Raw genomic sequence first — 15,221 nt, forward strand, 5'->3', positions numbered from 1 at the left:
GTTCATGGCAACCCCCGGATGGCTTCCTGGGTGAACTTCACTCAGCTCACTGAAGTTGACTGAACCTCAGCGAGTTTCAGCGTAAGGTCCCCTGTAGTGCCTGGCAAGAGGCATGTGGGGGCTACGGGCGAGGTAACGGGTCGAAGAGAGCGCGCACGATCGTGTATGTTGCGCCCTTCAGCTTGTATGCTGAAGTTCACTGAAGGGCGTGGCGACGTGGTCGGATCGGGCGAGTCCACTGCCTTGGCGCACCGCCTGCGGGCGTTGCGCGAGGAGCGCTGGCCGGACCTCGTCATCACCCAGGGCGACCTCGCGGCGGCGTTCAGCGCCGAGAAGCCGGCGAGCGTGCCGCTGCTGTCGTCGTGGGAGAGCCGCAGCCACCCCAAGGTGCCGCCGCTGAGCCGGCTCGCCGCCTACGCCACCTTCTTCGCCACCCGGCGCTCGGTCGCCGCCCGCCCGTACCGGCTGCTGCCGGTGGCCGAGCTGACCGACGACGAGCTGCGGCAGCGCGAGGACCTGCTCGCCGAGCTGACCGCGCTGCGCGAGGCCGAGCAGCTCGACGCGGGCGCGGCGCCCGACGTCGACCGCAACGGCCGCCGCGAGTTCTGGTACTTCCCGGACCGCAACAACATCACCATCGTGGTCGCCCAGCTCCCCCGGGAGATGCGCGAGGCGATGCCGTACGCGGACCCGACCCAGCCGGACTACATCGAGCTGTACACCTACGCCGACCTCGACGCGCTGATCGAGCTGCACGGCCACATCCGGGCGCTCAACCCGCGCAGCCGGGTGCACTTCCGGACCGCCGCCGGGCTGGCCACCGACGACTACACCTCGCACCTGGTGCTGCTCGGCGGGGTCGACTGGAACGTGGTCACCCGCGAGCTGCTGGACCGGGTCGACCTGCCGGTCAGCCAGGTCGGCCGGCACGACGAGTCCGAGTCCGGCGGTTTCGTCGTCGCGCGGGACGGCACCGAGCGGATCTTCACGCCGAAGCTGAGCCGCCACGGCGACCGCGAGGTGCTGCACGAGGACGTCGCGCACTTCTACCGCGGACCGAACCCGTTCAACCACAAGCGGACGGTCACGATCTGCAACGGCATGTACGGCCGGGGGACCCTCGGCGCGGTGCGTGCCCTCACCGACGAGAGGTTCCGCGACCGCAACGCGGAGTACCTGCGCACGACCTTCCCCGGTCTGGCCGCCTACAGCGTGCTGACCAGGGTGTCGGTGGTCAACGGGCGGGTGGTCACACCGGACTGGAGCCTGCCCGGGTCCCTACTCGACGAATGGCCGGAGGGCCGGGGTTGACCAGCTCCCCAGGGTCGACCGCCACCGCCGCACGGGTGATCGGTCACCACGGGTCGCACCGCGACCTGCTGCGCACGGTGACGAGCGCGGCCGTGCCGACGTCGAGGATCGACGCGATCGTCGTGCCGACCGCGCGCCACCCGGCGGCGCTGGACGCCGCCCTCGACCTGGGCGCGCGGCTGGGCTGCGCGGTGGTCGCGCTGTGCAGCCGCTACTCGTCGGCCGACCAGGTCGCGGCCCGCGCCCGCCCCGGCGGCGAGCTGGTGGCCGTGGACACCGACCGGCTGCCCGCCGGGCTGCTGCCCGAGTTCGGGACCACGACCATGCTCGCGGGCACGATCTTCGAGCGCCGGGTGGACACCAGCCTCAAGCGCAACCTCGGCCTGCTGCTCGCGGGCGTGGCCGGCTGGCAGCGGGTCGCGTTCCTGGACGACGACATCGCGGTGCCCGACCCGCAGGACCTCAACCGCGCCGCCGGCCTGCTGGACACCGCCGACGCCGCCGCGCTGGCCGTGCAGGGGTTCCCGGACAACTCGGTGGTCTGCCACGCCTACCGGGAGGTCGGCGGCGCGCAGGAGACGTTCATCGGCGGCGGCGCGCTGGTGGTCGGGCGGTCGCTGATGCGGTCGTTCTTCCCGAACGTCTACAACGAGGACTGGTTCTTCCTGCTCGACGACCGGGGGATCGGCAGCTCGGCGGTGGTCGGCCGGGCGCTCCAGAAGGTCTACGACCCGTTCGCGAACGACCAGCGGGCGCGCTCCGAGGAGTTCGGCGACTGCCTGGCCGAGGGCCTGTTGGCGCTGCTGGACGACGGCGGCACGCTGGACCGCGCGGACGCGGAGTTCTTCGCCCGGTTCATCGCCGACCGGCGGGCGATGATCAGCGACATCGTGGCACGGGTCGCGGCCCGGCCGGTCTCCCCCGAGCGCGACCGGATGCTGGTCGCGCTCAAGGCGGCCCGCGGCCGGTGCCTGCTGATCACCCCGGAGCTGTACGTGGACTACCTGGCGGCGTGGCGGCGCGACCGCCGGATGTGGCGCACGCACCTCGCGGTGGTCGGCGCGCGACTGCTGCCGCGCAAGCGCCACCACCGGGCCGCCCCGCTCGGCCTGGCCAAGGCGCTGGCCGAACTGGGCCTGGTCGACCACGCCCGCCACGTGCAGCCCTGATCCCGGCACGTCCAACCCTGAGGCCGCTGCCCCGACCCTGGCGCGTCCGGCAGCAAGGCTGAGGCACTTCGGCCGCGGCACGTCCGGCTGCGAGGCCCTGCCCCCGACGCGGCACGTCCGGCAGCGAGGCGACGGCCCCCGACCCGGTGCGTCCGGTTGTGAGGCCCGTGGTTCCAGAGCGTGGCGTCGGGTGCCGGGGCATCGGGCCGCTCCCATGTGGCGGAACGCTCAACGATCGCGCTCGGCGGGCGATTACCCTGGTCACGCCCGGTAGCAGCGAACGTGGAGGCGGTTGGATGACGAGCACCGATGGTCGGCGGAAGTGGCTGACCGTCGCCGACGAGGTCGCCGCGGGGCTGCGGGTCGACGCCGCGCAGCGGGACCGGGCGGGGGCCGAACCGGTGGTCGAGGTCGAGGCGCTGCGGCGGTCCGGCCTGGTGACGATCGAGGACTGGGGCACCCAGCAGGCGGTGACCCGGGTGATCGGGGCGGCCGACGCCAACGTCGGGCACCTGCTCGGGTACCACTACCTCCAGGTGTGGCGGCGCGGGCTGTTCGACGGGACCGTGCTGGTCGAGGACCCCGGCCTGTTCTGGGCCGGCGTCAGCAACCCGCTCGACGCCGCGCTCAAGCTCACCCCGACCGACGGCGGCTTCACCGTCAGCGGGCGCAAGACCTTCGCCACCGGCGCGTCGGTCGCCGACCGGCTGGTGGTCAGCGCGACCCGCGCCGACACCGGCGCGAAGGTCACCTTCACGCTGGACGCCAAGTCCCCCGGCATCACCTACGCGGGCGACTGGGACAACATCGGCCAGCGCCTCACCGCCAGCGGCGGCGTCGTGTTCGAGGACGTGCCGGTGCCCGCCGAGCGGGTGCTCGGCACCCACGACGAGACCAGCCCGCGCCAGTCGCTGGCCGCGCTCGGCTTCCAGGCCGTGCTCGCCCAGGTGTACGTCGCGCTGGCCGAGGGCGCGCTGGCCGAGGCCGCCCGGTACACCCGGGGCACCACCCGGCCGTGGTTCCTCTCCGGTGTCGACAGCGCCACCGCGGACCCGTACGTGCTGGCCACCTACGGCGAACTGGTCTCCGACGTGGAGGCCGCCGGGCTGCTGGCCGACCACGCGGCGACGGCGCTCGGCGACGCGGGCGACCGGGGCGCGGAGCTGACCGTCGAGCAGCGGGCCTCGGTGGCCGCGTTGATCTCCTCGGCCAAGGTCGTCTCGACCAAGGTGGCCAACCAGACCACCAGCCGGGTCTTCGAGCTGTGCGGCGCCCGCGCGACGGCCGCCGGCTACGCCTTCGACCGGTTCTGGCGCAACGCCCGCACGCTCACCCTGCACGACCCGGTGTCGTACAAGGCGCGCGAGGTCGGCGCGTACTTCCTGACCGGCGAGCGGGCCCCGTTCACCGGGTACAGCTGATGGACCCGGTCCTCGCGCACAGCGTCCGGCTCGCCGACGACGGCGTGCACGTGCTGGACCGGCGGGACTTCCCGTTCACGCGCACCTGGGTGCGCTGCACGACCACCGCCGAGGTGGCCAAGGCCATCGAGGACATGGTCACCCAGTCGTCCGGTCCGTACTTCGCGGCGCTGTGGGGCATGGTGCTGGCCGCGCGGGAGGCGCGCGGCCTGCCCCGCGCCGAGGGCCGCGCCCACCTGGAGCGGACCGGGGAACTGCTGGTGGCGACCCGGCGCACCAACAACCACCTGCGCAAGGCGGTCGCCGCGGTGCTGGCGGGCGTCGACGCCTCCGACGACCTCGAAGCGGGCGCGTTCGCGGGCGCGGTGGCCGGTGACGAGCGGTACCGGAGCCGGAGCCGGGCGCTGGGGGAGCACACCGCGCGGCTGCTGCCCGACGAGGGCGCGGTGCTCACGCACTGCTGGGCCGACCTCTACCTGACCGAGACGGTCAAGGCGGCCGACGCGCTGGGCAAGCGGCTGCGGTACTTCTGCACCGAGACCCGGCCGTACCTCCAAGGTGCGCGGCTGACCGCCGAGACGCTGGCCGAGATGGGCGCGGACACCACGCTGATCACCGACGGCATGGGCGCGGCGGCGTTCCAGGCGGGCGAGGTCGACGTGCTGCTGACCGCCGCCGACCGGGTCACCATGGACGGGCACGTGGTCAACAAGATCGGCACGCTGGGGCTGGCGGTCGCGGCGTCCGCCTTCGCCGTGCCGTTCCTGGCCATGGTGCAGGCCCCGGACCGGCTCGCGCCGGGCGCGGCCGACGTGCCGATCGAGTTCCGGCCCGGCGACGACGTGCTGCACACGCTGGGCCGGCGCACCGCCAGCGCCCGGGTGAAGGGCTGGTACCCGGCGTTCGACGTGACACCGCCGCGGTTCGTGTCGTCCGTGGTCACCGACCGCGGCGCGTACGCTCCCGACCGCCTGCACGAGTACTACGACGGCGAGGAAGTACATGACTGAATGGGTCGTGCTCGACATCGAGGGCACGCTGTCCGCGACCGACCAGGTGCTGGTCGTGCTCTACGACTACGCCCGGCCCCGGCTCGGGCCGTGGATCGACGAGCACGGTGACGACCCCGTTGTCGCGGAAGCGGTCCGGCAGATCCGGGAACTGTCCGGTGTGGACGGTGGGACGGCCGACCTGGTGCGCGTGCTGCACGGCTGGATGGACGCCGACCAGAAGGTCACGCCGCTCAAGACGTTGCAGGGCCTGATCTGGCAGCGCGGGTACGCCGAGGGCGACCTGGTCGCGGAGTTCTTCCCGGACGTGGTGCCGGCGCTGCGCAAGTGGCACGAGGACGGCGTGCGGCTGGCCGTGTTCTCGTCCGGTTCGGTGGCCGGGCAGGTGGCCTTCTTCGGCCACACCCGGGACGGCGACCTGCGCGGGCTGTTCGAGCACCACTTCGACACGGTCAACGCGGGCCCGAAGCGGGAAGCCCCGTCCTACCGGGCGATCGCCGCCGTGCTCGGCTCGGACGACATCACCTTCTACTCCGACGTCCCGGCCGAGCTGCACGCCGCCGCCGAGGCGGGCTGGCGGACCGTCGGCGTGGCCCGCCCCGGCGAGCCGTACGGCGACGCGGACTTCAGTCCACATCGGACGGTGAGCGCGCTGTGACGCCCGGCGCGGCGTTGGCCGCCGAGTGCGCCCGGTACACCGCGATGGGCTGGATGCGCGGCACGTCCGGCAACCTGTCCGTGGTCGTGGACCGCGACCCGCTGCGGCTCGCGGTGACGGTGAGCGGGCGCGACAAGGGCGAGCTGACGGCGGACGACGTGGTGCTGGTCGACGCCGAGGGCCGGACCGACGACCCGGTGAGGGTGCCCTCCGCCGAGGCCGGCCTGCACGGCCGGATCGCGGCGGTGACCGGGGCGGGCGCGGTGGTCCACGTGCACGCGCTCGCGCCCGTCGTGGCCGCCGAGCACTGGCCCGACGGCGTGGAGCTGCGCGACCTGGAGATGCTCAAGGGGTTCGGCCGGCGGGCGCACGACGACACCGTCCTGATCCCTGTCGTGCTCAACGACCAGGACATGACGGTGCTCGGCGACGCGTTCGAGGCCGGGTACCGCGCGGACGTGCCGGCCTTGATCGTGGCCCGGCACGGGGTGTACGTGTGGGGCGCGGACCTGCACCAGGCGCGCCACCGGCTGGAGTGCCTGGAGTGGCTGCTGCGCTTCAAGGTCGAGACGAGGAGGGACCCGCGATGACGTTGCTGACCGTGTGGCCGGACACCGAGCCCGACACCGTGCTGGTGCGCACGGCGGCCCCGGACCTGATCGCCGACGAGCTCAAGCGGTTGGGCGTGCGGTACGAGCAGTGGCCGGTGCTGCCCGGGGTGACCCGGGAGAACGCCCTGGAGGTGTACGCCGACCAGGTCAAGAGGGTCACCGAGACCGAGGGCTACGTCCTGGTCGACGCGATGGAGATGACCCCGTCCGACGACCCGGAGTGGCTGGCGAAGGCCGGTGAGGCGCGGCTGAGGTTCCTGGCCGAGCACACCCACGACGACGACGAGGACCGGTTCTTCGCGCGCGGCTCGGGCGTGTTCTACCTGCACGTCGAGGGCAAGGTGCATGCCGTGCTGTGCGAGGCCGGCGACCTGCTCAGCGTGCCGGAGAACACCACCCACTGGTTCGACATGGGCACCCGCCCGGACTACGTGTCGATCCGGTTCTTCCACGACGACGACGGCTGGGTGGGCAACTTCACCGGCAGCGAGATCGCCAAGTCCTTCCCCACCTTCGACGCCCTCACCGCGGGTCGCTGAGCGAGGCGAGTTCGGCGGCGAGGTTGGCCTTGGCGCGGGCCTCCCAGCGGTCCCGGGCCTGCGGGGTCGCGTAGAGCGGGTCACGGGCCAGCAGGCCGCGCAGGACCTGCGCCCGCCCGGCCCGCCACGCCTCGTCCGGCACGTGGGCGTACTCGCGCCGCACGGCCTGCCGATAGCGCTCGTACCCCTGCGCGTCCGAGCCCAGGATCGCCAGGTCGGCGTCCATCAGCAACGCGGTGAGCTCGTCACCGGCCTCGTGGTCGATGGTGGCCAGCACCAGGGCCGCGACCCGGTCCGTGACCGGGTCCGCGTTGAGGCCGGCCTCGGTCAGCCGCTCGACCGCCCACGCCGCGCTGGCCCGCTCGTCGTCGCCGGGCTGGCCGTCGTAGACCACGTCGTGCGCCAGCGCCGCCAGCACGAGCACCGCCTGGTCGGCCAGGGAGCGGTGGGCCGCCAGGAGCTCCACGTCCCGCACGACGGCCAGCACGTGGTCGGCGTTGTGGTAGCCGCGGTGGGGTTCGCCGTACCGCGCCGCCAGGTCACCCGCCGTACCCGGCCGCCCGCCCAGGACCCGGACCGCCTTGTCCCACAGCGCCGCCAACATGCCGGCGACTCTACGGCGACGGCGACGGCGACGGTGGCGCGGCCCGGTACCGATCGGTCGCGGCCACCCAGCACCGGACCAGCAGCCGGCGCACCCCGATCCAGTGGTCGAGCAGCTCGGCGGGGTAGGCGCGCTGCACGGCGGCGCGGTCGAGCAGCCGGCTGTCGGCCGCGCACGCCACGTCCCAGCCGACCGGTCCGCGCCAGGCGTCCTCGAAGTCGTTCCACACCGGACCGCCGGCGGTGAACAGCACGTTGTGCGGGTGGGCGTCGCCGTGCAGCGCCTGGACCGGCAGCTCGGGCCACCCGGCCGCCACCGCGTCCCGCTCGGCCACTAGGTCCGCCGGCCGGCTGAGCAACGCCAGCACGGCGTCGATGTCGTCCAGGGGTCCGCGCGCCGGAAGATCGCCGGTGAAATGGGCTAGTTCCTGATGAAGCTCGCGCAGAAGGGCGGCAAACGTCGTGGAATCGAGCGTCCGCTCGGCCTGGTGCGGGACGTGCTCCGCGAGCGCCACCACCCAGCCGCCCTCCCGCACCGGAGCCGCGACCGGCGCGACCACCGGCACCCCGCGCCCGGCCAGGAACCGGCTCAGCTCGTCGGCCCGCGCGAAGTGCCCGAACACGTCCCCACGCACCGAAGCCGTCACCGCGCCCACCCGAGCCACGACCGCCGCCGGCCGCAGGTGGACGAGCAGGTTGCTGCCGTCCTTGAGCACCGCCAAGTCGTCCACAGGCAGCCCCAACCGCCCACCCACCACCCGCACCGCCCCCAACGCCGTCCCCATGACCGCCCCCATCCCCGTCCCCATGACCAGCATGTTTCCAACTGGTCGACCACCGCGCGGGGCCGCGTCGGGAGGTCACGCCCGGTTTCCGACGATTGCGCTTTTCGATCGGCGGAAACCGGGCGTGACCTGCCGACCTACCGGCGGCCCCGCCCCGCGACGCCGCAGGCGGCGCAAATCCAACACTGTGAGCTGCGCAACCTTGCTTGATCCGGCACGAGGCCCAGGCGAGCCGCCCTGAACGTGTCCGTCTACGATCCGGGGAGCCCGAGTGGCCAGCCATTCGGTCACGCCAGAAACAGGACAGTGCAGGAGGCACCGTGACGGCCGTAGCCCCGCAGCCGATCGCTACGCGGCCCTTCGGGACTCGCGAGGCGGTCAAGGGTTCGTTCCTGCTGCGGATGTTCCGCACCACGGACCACAAGCAGATCGGGATCATGTACCTGGTCACCTCGTTCGCCTTCTTCATGGTGGGCGGCGCGATGGCCATGCTGATGAGGACCGAGCTGGCCCGTCCGGGAATGCAGTTCCTCAGCCAGGAGCAGTTCAACCAGCTGTTCACCATGCACGGCACGGTGATGCTGCTGCTCTACGCGACCCCGATCGTGTTCGGCTTCGCGAACTTCGTGCTGCCGCTCCAGATCGGCTCCCCGGACGTGGCGTTCCCGCGCCTCAACGCGTTCTCGTACTGGCTGTACCTGTTCGGCGGCCTGATCGTGATGGCGGGTTTCCTCACGCCCGGTGGCGCGGCCGACTTCGGCTGGTTCGCCTACACCCCGCTGTCCAACGCCATCCACTCGCCCGGCGCGGGCGCCGACCTGTGGATCGCGGGCCTGGTCGTGGGTGGTCTGGGCACGATCCTCGGCGCGGTCAACATGATCACCACGGTGGTCTGCCTGCGCGCGCCCGGCATGACGATGTTCCGGATGCCGATCTTCACCTGGAACATCCTGGTCACGTCGGTGCTGGTGCTGCTGGCGTTCCCGATCCTGACCGCCGCCCTGCTCGGCCTGCTCGCCGACCGGCACCTCGGTGCCCACGTGTTCGACGCGGCCAACGGCGGCGTGATCCTGTGGCAGCACCTCTTCTGGTTCTTCGGCCACCCGGAGGTCTACATCGTCGCCTTGCCGTTCTTCGGCATCGTGAGCGAGATCTTCCCGGTGTTCAGCCGCAAGCCGATCTTCGGCTACAACGGCCTGGTCTACGCGACGCTGGGCATCGCGGCGCTGTCGGTGGCGGTGTGGGCGCACCACATGTACGCCACGGGCGCGGTGCTGCTGCCGTTCTTCGCGTTCATGACCTTCCTGATCGCGGTGCCGACCGGCATCAAGTTCTTCAACTGGATCGGCACGATGTGGAAGGGGCAGCTGACGTTCGAGACACCGATGCTGTTCAGCATCGGCTTCATCGTCACCTTCCTGTTCGGCGGCCTGTCCGGCGTGCTGCTCGCGGCCCCGGCCATCGACTTCCACGTGTCGGACACCTACTTCGTGGTCGCGCACTTCCACTACGTGCTCTACGGCACGATCGTGTTCGCCACGTTCGCCGGCATCTACTTCTGGTTCCCGAAGATCACCGGCCGGATGCTCGACGAGCCGCTGGGCAAGCTGCACTTCTGGACCACGTTCCTGGGCTTCCACGCGACGTTCCTGGTCCAGCACTGGCTGGGCAACGAGGGCATGCCGCGCCGCTACGCCGACTACCTGCCGTCGGACGGCTTCACCACGCTGAACACGATCTCCACGATCGGCGCGTACATCCTCGGCGCGTCCACGCTGCCGTTCATCTGGAACGTGTTCAAGTCCTACCGCTACGGCGAGACCGTGCACGTGGACGACCCGTGGGGCTTCGGCAACTCGTTGGAGTGGGCGACCTCCTGCCCGCCGCCGCGGCACAACTTCACCGAGCTGCCCCGGATCCGCTCCGCGCGCCCGGCGTTCGAGCTGCACTACCCGCACATGATCGAGCGCCTGCACGAGGAAGCGCACGTCACGTTCACCGGCAAGACCATCCCGCACGACAAGGCCAAGTCGACGGTCTTCGAGAAGGCCGGTCAGGCCGTGCAGTCGGGCACGGCGTCCGAGGGCACCGAGCACGACCACAAGTAACCTGAGCGCAGGTTCAACGACGAGCCCCGACGACCGCCTGGTCGTCGGGGCTCGTTGCTTTCTGGCAGAGGAGTTACCGGTGAGCAAGCCCAGCGCGACGCCCGTCCTGATCACGGTCACCGGCCCGGACAAACCGGGCGTGTCCTCCGTGCTGTTCGCGGTGCTGACCCGGCACGGCGTCGACGTCCTCGACGTCGAGCAGGTCGTCATCCGGGGCCGGCTGGTGCTCGGCGTGCTGGTCTCCGCCGGGCACGACCCGGAGGGGTTGCAGGAGACGGTCGAGCAGGCGATGGCCACGGTGTCCATGCACGTCGAGGTGGAGATCGGCGCGGACGGCAAGCGCACCGCGCGGCTGGAGTCCACCCACGTGGTGATCCTGCTCGGCCGGCCGGTCACCGCGCGGGCGTTCACCGAGGTGGCGCGCCGGCTCGCGTCGCTGGGCGTGAACATCGACGCCATCCGCGGCGTCGCCGACTACCCGGTGACGGGCCTGGAGCTGCGGGTCTCGGTCGCGGCGGACACCGCCGAGGCGGACGCGGCGCTGCGCGAGGCGCTGGCCGAGATCTCGGTGCGGGTCGACCTGGACATCGCGGTCGAGCGCGCGGGCCTGACCCGGCGGGCGAAGCGGCTGGTGGTGTTCGACGTGGACTCGACCCTGATCCAGGGCGAGGTGATCGAGATGCTGGCCGCGCACGTGGGCGTGGAGCCGCAGGTGAAGCAGATCACCGAGGCCGCGATGCGCGGCGAGCTGGACTTCGCCGAGTCGCTGCGCCGCCGGGTGGCGCTGCTGGCCGGGCTGGACGAGTCGGTGCTGGACGAGGTCGCCGGGTCGCTGGAGCTGACCGCCGGCGCGCGGACCACCGTGCGGACGCTCAAGCGGCTCGGGTTCCGCTGCGGCGTGGTCTCCGGCGGGTTCACCCGGGTGATCCGCTCGCTGGTGGACGACCTGGGGCTGGACTTCTGCGCGGCCAACGAGCTGGAGGTGGTGGCCGGGAAGCTGACCGGGCGGGTGGTCGGCGAGATCGTCGACCGGCCCGGCAAGGCGGTGGCGCTGCGCCGGTTCGCCGAGCAGGAGGGCGTGCCGCTGGGGCAGACCGTCGCGGTCGGCGACGGGGCCAACGACATCGACATGCTGGGCACCGCCGGGCTGGGCATCGCGTTCAACGCCAAGCCCGCGCTGCGCGAGGTGGCCGACACCGCGCTGTCGCACCCGTTCCTGGACGCCGTGCTGTTCGTGCTGGGCGTGACCCGGGCCGAGGTGGAGGCGGCGGACGCGGCGGACGGGCTGGAGCTGGAGCGGCTGTGAACGAGATCCTGCGGATGCTGGTGGACCGGCACTACGCCACCGACGAGGAGGACCCGGCCGAGGTCCGGGCGATGCCCGTGGTGCTGCGGATCGAGCGGGCCGACCCGCCGTGCCGGACCGACGTGCTGGAGGCTGCCGCCGCGGCGGCCATCGCGGTGTGCCTGGACCCCCGGGCCGAGCCCGGCGGCGAGTGGCACGACGACGTGGTGGCGTGGGTGCGCGGGCGGATCCGGAAGGTGTCGCGGCGGGCGCGCGGGGCGCACTGGGAGGCCGTGCAGGCGCTGCCCGGGGTGACGCTGACCGTGGGCCGGGCGCAGGTGCGGGCGTTCGTGCCGGCCCGGGTCGTGGACCTGCCCAAGGAGCTGTCCCGGTTGCAGATCTCGGGCAGCGAGCTGCCGGGGGACGAGCCGGGCCCGGTGCCCGAGGGCGCCCACCTGCTCTGGCTCAACCCGAGGGTGGAGATGACGGCGGGCAAGGCGGCGGCCCAGGTGGGGCACGCGTCCATGCTGCTGGCGCCCACGCTGTCCGAGGAGGAGCTCAAGGAGTGGGCCGCGCTGGACTACCGGTGCGCGGTGCGCACGCCGTCCCCGGCCGAGTGGGACGCGCTGCTGGCCCGGCCGGGCGTCGTGGTGGTGCGCGACGCCGGCTACACCGAGGTCGACCCGGGGACGGCAACCGTGGCGGTGTGTAGGTCGTGATCTGACCTACATGGCCCGTAGCGTCCCGGTCATGACGATTCTGGTGACCGGGGCGACCGGTGTGGTGGGGCGGAACGTGGTGGCGCGGCTGGTGGCGGCCGGCGAGTCGGTGCGGGTGCTGTCGCGGCGGCCCGCGACCGGGCTGCCGCCGTCGGTCGAGGTGGTGGCGGGCGACCTGCTGGAGCCGCGCGACGAGTGGTTCGCGGGCGTGGACCGGCTGTACCTGTTCCCGGCCGGGGACGGCGCGGTCGCGCGGCGGGCCGTCCGGTGCGGGGTGCGGCGGATCGTGGACCTGTCGGCCGCGTCGGTGACCATCGGGCTGTACGAGAACCCGGTGGAGGCGGCGGTCGAGGCGTCCGGCGCGGAGTGGACGCACGTGCGGCCGGGCGGTTTCATGACCAACCTGCTGCCGGCGTGGGCCCCGTCGATCCGGGCCCGACGGGTGGTGCGCCACCCGTTCCCGGACGAGGCCGGCGTGCCGGTGCACGAGGCGGACGTCGCGGCGGTCGCGGTGGCGGCGTTGCTGGAGGACGGGCACGCCGGCCGGGCGTACACGCTGACCGGGCCGGAGCTGATCACCAACCGGGACCAGGTGGCCGCGATCGCCGCCGCGCTGGGCGAGGAGGTCCGGTTCGAGGTGGTGTCCCGGGAGGTGGCGCGCGAGGAGATGCGGGCGCTGGGCGGGTTCGCCGCCGACCACGCCGACCTGCTGCTGGGCTTCGTGAACTACGGCGGCGGCGAGTCCTCCGGCGAGGGCTTCTCCGACGACGACTACTCGGCCCTGCTCAAGCCCTGGCCGGACGTCGAGACCGTGCTGGGCCGCCCCGCCCGCTCCTACGCCCGGTGGGCGCGCGACCACCTGGCCGACTTCCGCTGACGAATCCGCCGCCGAACCCGACCGGGCGCGGCGGCCGGCCCCGGTCGATCGGGGGCCCGGTCGGAGACCTCGCCACGTCCGGGTCACCGACACACCGGTGGCCGGCTCACCTCGGAGACACGAGCTAGTTCGCGGCGTCCAGGCGCTTGAGGGCGGCGCGGACGACCTCGGGGTCGTAGGTCGTCCAGAACGGCGGCAGCGACGCGCGCAGGAAGCCGCCGTAGCGGGCCGTCGCCAGGCGCGGGTCGAGGATCGCCACCACGCCCTTGTCGTTCATCGAGCGCAGCAGGCGTCCCGCGCCCTGCGCCAGCAGCAGGGCGGCGTGGGTCGCCGCCACGGTGAGGAAACCGTTGCCGCCGCGCGACTCCACGGCCTTCTGCCGGGCGGAGGCCAGCGGGTCGTCCGGGCGCGGGAACGGGATGCGGTCCATCACCACCAGTTGCAGCGCCGGCCCCGGCACGTCCACGCCCTGCCACAGCGACAACGTGCCGAACAGGCACGTCTTCGAGTCCTCGGCGAACCGCTTCACCAGCTGCCCGGTGGAGTCGTCGCCCTGGCACAGCACCGGGTAGTCGATCTTGCCGCGCAACGCCTCGGCCGCCGCCTTGGCCGCCCGCATCGAGGAGAACAGGCCCAGCGTCCGGCCGCCCGCCGCGTTCACCAGGCCCTCCAGCTCGTCCACGTAGGACGGTGGCAGGCCGTCGCGCCCCGGCGGGGGCAGGTGCCGGGCCACGTAGAGGATGCCGCTGCTGCCGTGCTCGAACGGCGAGCCCACGTCGAGGCCGGACCAGCGCGGACCGCCGTTGTCCGACGGCACTTCCTTGTCGCTCGCGGTGCCCTCGGCCTTCTTCGCGCCCGACGCGGCCGGCAGCCCCCACTGGCGGGCCAGGGTGTCGAACGTGCCGCCCAGGGTGAGCGTCGCGGAGGTCAGGATGGTGGTGCGCTTGCCGAACAGCCGCTCGCGCAGCAGCCCGCCGACGCCCAGCGGCGCGACGCGCAGCGACGGGGCCTTGGAGCGGTCGGCGAAGTCGCCGGACACCCAGACCACGTCGTGGTCGTCGTCGAACGCCGTCAGGATCCGCGCGGCGCAGTCGTGCACGTCGTCCAGCAGCGAGCGCGCGAGCTTGCGGGACGTCGCGCCCTCGACGTCCTCCTTGCGCTCCGGCCCGAGCGAGGTGATGCAGGCGTGCGCGGCGTCCTTGGTCGCCCGCAGCGCACCGGTCAGCGCGGGCGGCAGCGCGTCCAGCCGGCCGACCGGCGCGTCCTCCAGGATCATCGCCAGGCCGTCGCTCGCCTCGGCCATCCGGTCGGCCACGTCCTGGTCGATGAGCCGGCCGCAGCGGCGGGCGGCGGTGGCGACCAGCGACGCGCTGAGCTCCTCGGTGGCCACCGACGTGATGCGGTCGACCAGGTCGTGCGCCTCGTCGATCACCACCACGTCGTGGTCGGGCAGCACCTGGTAGCCCTCCAGGGCGTCGACGGCGAGCATCGCGTGGTTGGTGACCACGACGTCCGCCCGGCCGGCCTGCGCGCGGGCCCGCTCGGCGAAGCAGTCCACGCCGACCGGGCACTTCGCCACGCCCAGGCACTCGCGGGCGGTCACCGAGACCTGCCGCCACGACTGGTCGCTCACGCCCGGCACCAGCTCGTCGCGGTCACCGGTCTCGGTGTCCGACGACCACTCGTGCAGCCGCTTCACCTCACGGCCCAGCCGGGACACCGTGAACGGGTCGAACAGGCCCGCTTCCTCCGGCTCGTCCGGCGCGCCGGTGTGCACCCGGTGCATGCACAGGTAGTTGCGCCGGCCCTTGAGGATCGCGAACCGGGGCTCGCGGCCCAGTTCTTTGCGCAGCGCCTTGGCCAGCCGGGGCAGGTCGCGGTCCACGAGCTGGCGCTGCAAGGCGATCGTCGCGGTGGAGATGACCACCGTTGACTCGGCGGCCACCGCGTGCCGGATCGCGGGCACCAGGTAGGCCAGCGACTTGCCGGTCCCGGTGCCCGCCTGCACGGCCAGGTGCTCGCCGGTCCGGATGGAGCGCTCGACCGCCTCGGCCATGTCCACCTGGCCCTCGCGCTCGGCTCCGCCCACCGCCTCCACGGCCACGGCGAGCAGGGTCCTGGTGTC

The 15,221-nt window shown here is 72.9% G+C and carries 14 protein-coding genes; 11 read left to right on the forward strand and 3 right to left on the reverse strand.

Features of this window, described 5'->3' with window-relative positions; translation table 11 throughout:
* Positions 1 to 186: 186 nt before the first annotated feature.
* From BN6_RS05605 to BN6_RS05635, 7 genes are all read left to right on the forward strand, one after another.
* Positions 187 to 1,311, forward strand: coding sequence for a hypothetical protein (locus tag BN6_RS05605; protein ID WP_051075449.1), 1,125 nt, complete (start codon positions 187 to 189; stop codon positions 1,309 to 1,311).
* A gap of 35 nt (positions 1,312 to 1,346) precedes the next feature.
* Positions 1,347 to 2,480: a hypothetical protein gene (locus tag BN6_RS05610; RefSeq protein ID WP_051075450.1), complete on the forward strand. Its 1,134-nt coding sequence runs from the start codon at positions 1,347 to 1,349 to the stop codon at positions 2,478 to 2,480.
* Between the two features lie 296 nt (positions 2,481 to 2,776).
* Complete coding sequence (locus tag BN6_RS05615) at positions 2,777 to 3,901, forward strand: acyl-CoA dehydrogenase family protein (protein WP_015098579.1); 1,125 nt, start codon at positions 2,777 to 2,779, stop codon at positions 3,899 to 3,901.
* Positions 3,901 to 4,911 (forward strand): s-methyl-5-thioribose-1-phosphate isomerase, encoded by a 1,011-nt coding sequence (locus tag BN6_RS05620; protein ID WP_015098580.1) that lies wholly within the window; start codon positions 3,901 to 3,903, stop codon positions 4,909 to 4,911. Before BN6_RS05615 ends, BN6_RS05620 begins: the two co-directional genes overlap by 1 nt.
* Positions 4,904 to 5,569: an acireductone synthase gene (mtnC, locus tag BN6_RS05625; protein WP_015098581.1), complete on the forward strand. Its 666-nt coding sequence runs from the start codon at positions 4,904 to 4,906 to the stop codon at positions 5,567 to 5,569. Before BN6_RS05620 ends, mtnC begins: the two co-directional genes overlap by 8 nt.
* The gene (gene mtnB / locus BN6_RS05630; RefSeq protein ID WP_015098582.1) at positions 5,566 to 6,159 is read left to right on the forward strand and encodes a methylthioribulose 1-phosphate dehydratase; all 594 of its coding nucleotides are present in this window, start codon (positions 5,566 to 5,568) and stop codon (positions 6,157 to 6,159) included. The genes mtnC and mtnB overlap by 4 nt, the downstream gene beginning before the upstream one ends.
* The gene (locus BN6_RS05635) at positions 6,156 to 6,719 is read left to right on the forward strand and encodes a 1,2-dihydroxy-3-keto-5-methylthiopentene dioxygenase (protein WP_015098583.1); all 564 of its coding nucleotides are present in this window, start codon (positions 6,156 to 6,158) and stop codon (positions 6,717 to 6,719) included. Before mtnB ends, BN6_RS05635 begins: the two co-directional genes overlap by 4 nt.
* Here BN6_RS05635 and BN6_RS05640 read toward each other — a convergent pair.
* Together BN6_RS05640 and BN6_RS05645 are read right to left on the reverse strand one after the other, a co-directional pair.
* A complete protein-coding gene (locus tag BN6_RS05640; RefSeq protein ID WP_015098584.1) occupies positions 6,703 to 7,323 on the reverse strand; it encodes an HD domain-containing protein in 621 nt (206 codons plus the stop codon). The genes BN6_RS05635 and BN6_RS05640 overlap by 17 nt on opposite strands.
* A 10-nt stretch (positions 7,324 to 7,333) precedes the next feature.
* Positions 7,334 to 8,131: a phosphotransferase gene (locus tag BN6_RS05645; protein WP_148302745.1), complete on the reverse strand. Its 798-nt coding sequence runs from the start codon at positions 8,129 to 8,131 to the stop codon at positions 7,334 to 7,336.
* A gap of 296 nt (positions 8,132 to 8,427) precedes the next feature.
* On the opposite strand from BN6_RS05645, the gene ctaD reads away from it, so the two are divergent.
* From ctaD to BN6_RS05665, 4 genes are all read left to right on the forward strand, one after another.
* Positions 8,428 to 10,215 (forward strand): aa3-type cytochrome oxidase subunit I, encoded by a 1,788-nt coding sequence (gene ctaD, locus BN6_RS05650; RefSeq protein ID WP_015098586.1) that lies wholly within the window; start codon positions 8,428 to 8,430, stop codon positions 10,213 to 10,215.
* Between the two features lie 79 nt (positions 10,216 to 10,294).
* On the forward strand, positions 10,295 to 11,521 hold the full coding sequence (gene serB, locus BN6_RS05655) for a phosphoserine phosphatase SerB (RefSeq protein ID WP_015098587.1): 1,227 nt from the start codon (positions 10,295 to 10,297) through the stop codon (positions 11,519 to 11,521).
* A gap of 14 nt (positions 11,522 to 11,535) precedes the next feature.
* Entirely contained in the window at positions 11,536 to 12,219 is a 684-nt protein-coding gene (locus BN6_RS05660; protein ID WP_084672871.1) for a peptidyl-tRNA hydrolase, read from the forward strand.
* Between the two features lie 31 nt (positions 12,220 to 12,250).
* The gene (locus BN6_RS05665) at positions 12,251 to 13,096 is read left to right on the forward strand and encodes an NAD(P)H-binding protein (protein WP_041312037.1); all 846 of its coding nucleotides are present in this window, start codon (positions 12,251 to 12,253) and stop codon (positions 13,094 to 13,096) included.
* Between the two features lie 124 nt (positions 13,097 to 13,220).
* Here the strand turns inward: BN6_RS05665 and BN6_RS05670 are convergent, their stop codons facing one another.
* Complete coding sequence (locus BN6_RS05670) at positions 13,221 to 15,152, reverse strand: ATP-dependent DNA helicase (protein WP_085983585.1); 1,932 nt, start codon at positions 15,150 to 15,152, stop codon at positions 13,221 to 13,223.
* Positions 15,153 to 15,221 lie beyond the last annotated feature (69 nt).

This window comes from Saccharothrix espanaensis DSM 44229 (assembly GCF_000328705.1).
GTDB lineage: Bacteria > Actinomycetota > Actinomycetes > Mycobacteriales > Pseudonocardiaceae > Actinosynnema > Actinosynnema espanaense.

Bases quoted from the DNA above. Each gene is read 5' to 3' on its own strand.
- BN6_RS05640 (WP_015098584.1), bottom strand. From the start codon at position 7,323: ATGTTGGCGGCGCTGTGGGACAAGGCGGTCCGGGTCCTGGGCGGGCGG.
- BN6_RS05635 (WP_015098583.1), top strand. From the start codon at position 6,156: ATGACGTTGCTGACCGTGTGGCCGGACACCGAGCCCGACACCGTGCTG.
- BN6_RS05660 (WP_084672871.1), top strand. From the start codon at position 11,536: ATGCTGGTGGACCGGCACTACGCCACCGACGAGGAGGACCCGGCCGAG.
- mtnC (WP_015098581.1), top strand. From the start codon at position 4,904: ATGACTGAATGGGTCGTGCTCGACATCGAGGGCACGCTGTCCGCGACC.
- BN6_RS05605 (WP_051075449.1), top strand. From the start codon at position 187: ATGCTGAAGTTCACTGAAGGGCGTGGCGACGTGGTCGGATCGGGCGAG.
- BN6_RS05615 (WP_015098579.1), top strand. From the start codon at position 2,777: ATGACGAGCACCGATGGTCGGCGGAAGTGGCTGACCGTCGCCGACGAG.
- BN6_RS05665 (WP_041312037.1), top strand. From the start codon at position 12,251: ATGACGATTCTGGTGACCGGGGCGACCGGTGTGGTGGGGCGGAACGTG.
- BN6_RS05620 (WP_015098580.1), top strand. From the start codon at position 3,901: ATGGACCCGGTCCTCGCGCACAGCGTCCGGCTCGCCGACGACGGCGTG.
- BN6_RS05670 (WP_085983585.1), bottom strand. From the start codon at position 15,152: ATGGCCGAGGCGGTCGAGCGCTCCATCCGGACCGGCGAGCACCTGGCC.
- BN6_RS05645 (WP_148302745.1), bottom strand. From the start codon at position 8,131: ATGGGGACGGGGATGGGGGCGGTCATGGGGACGGCGTTGGGGGCGGTG.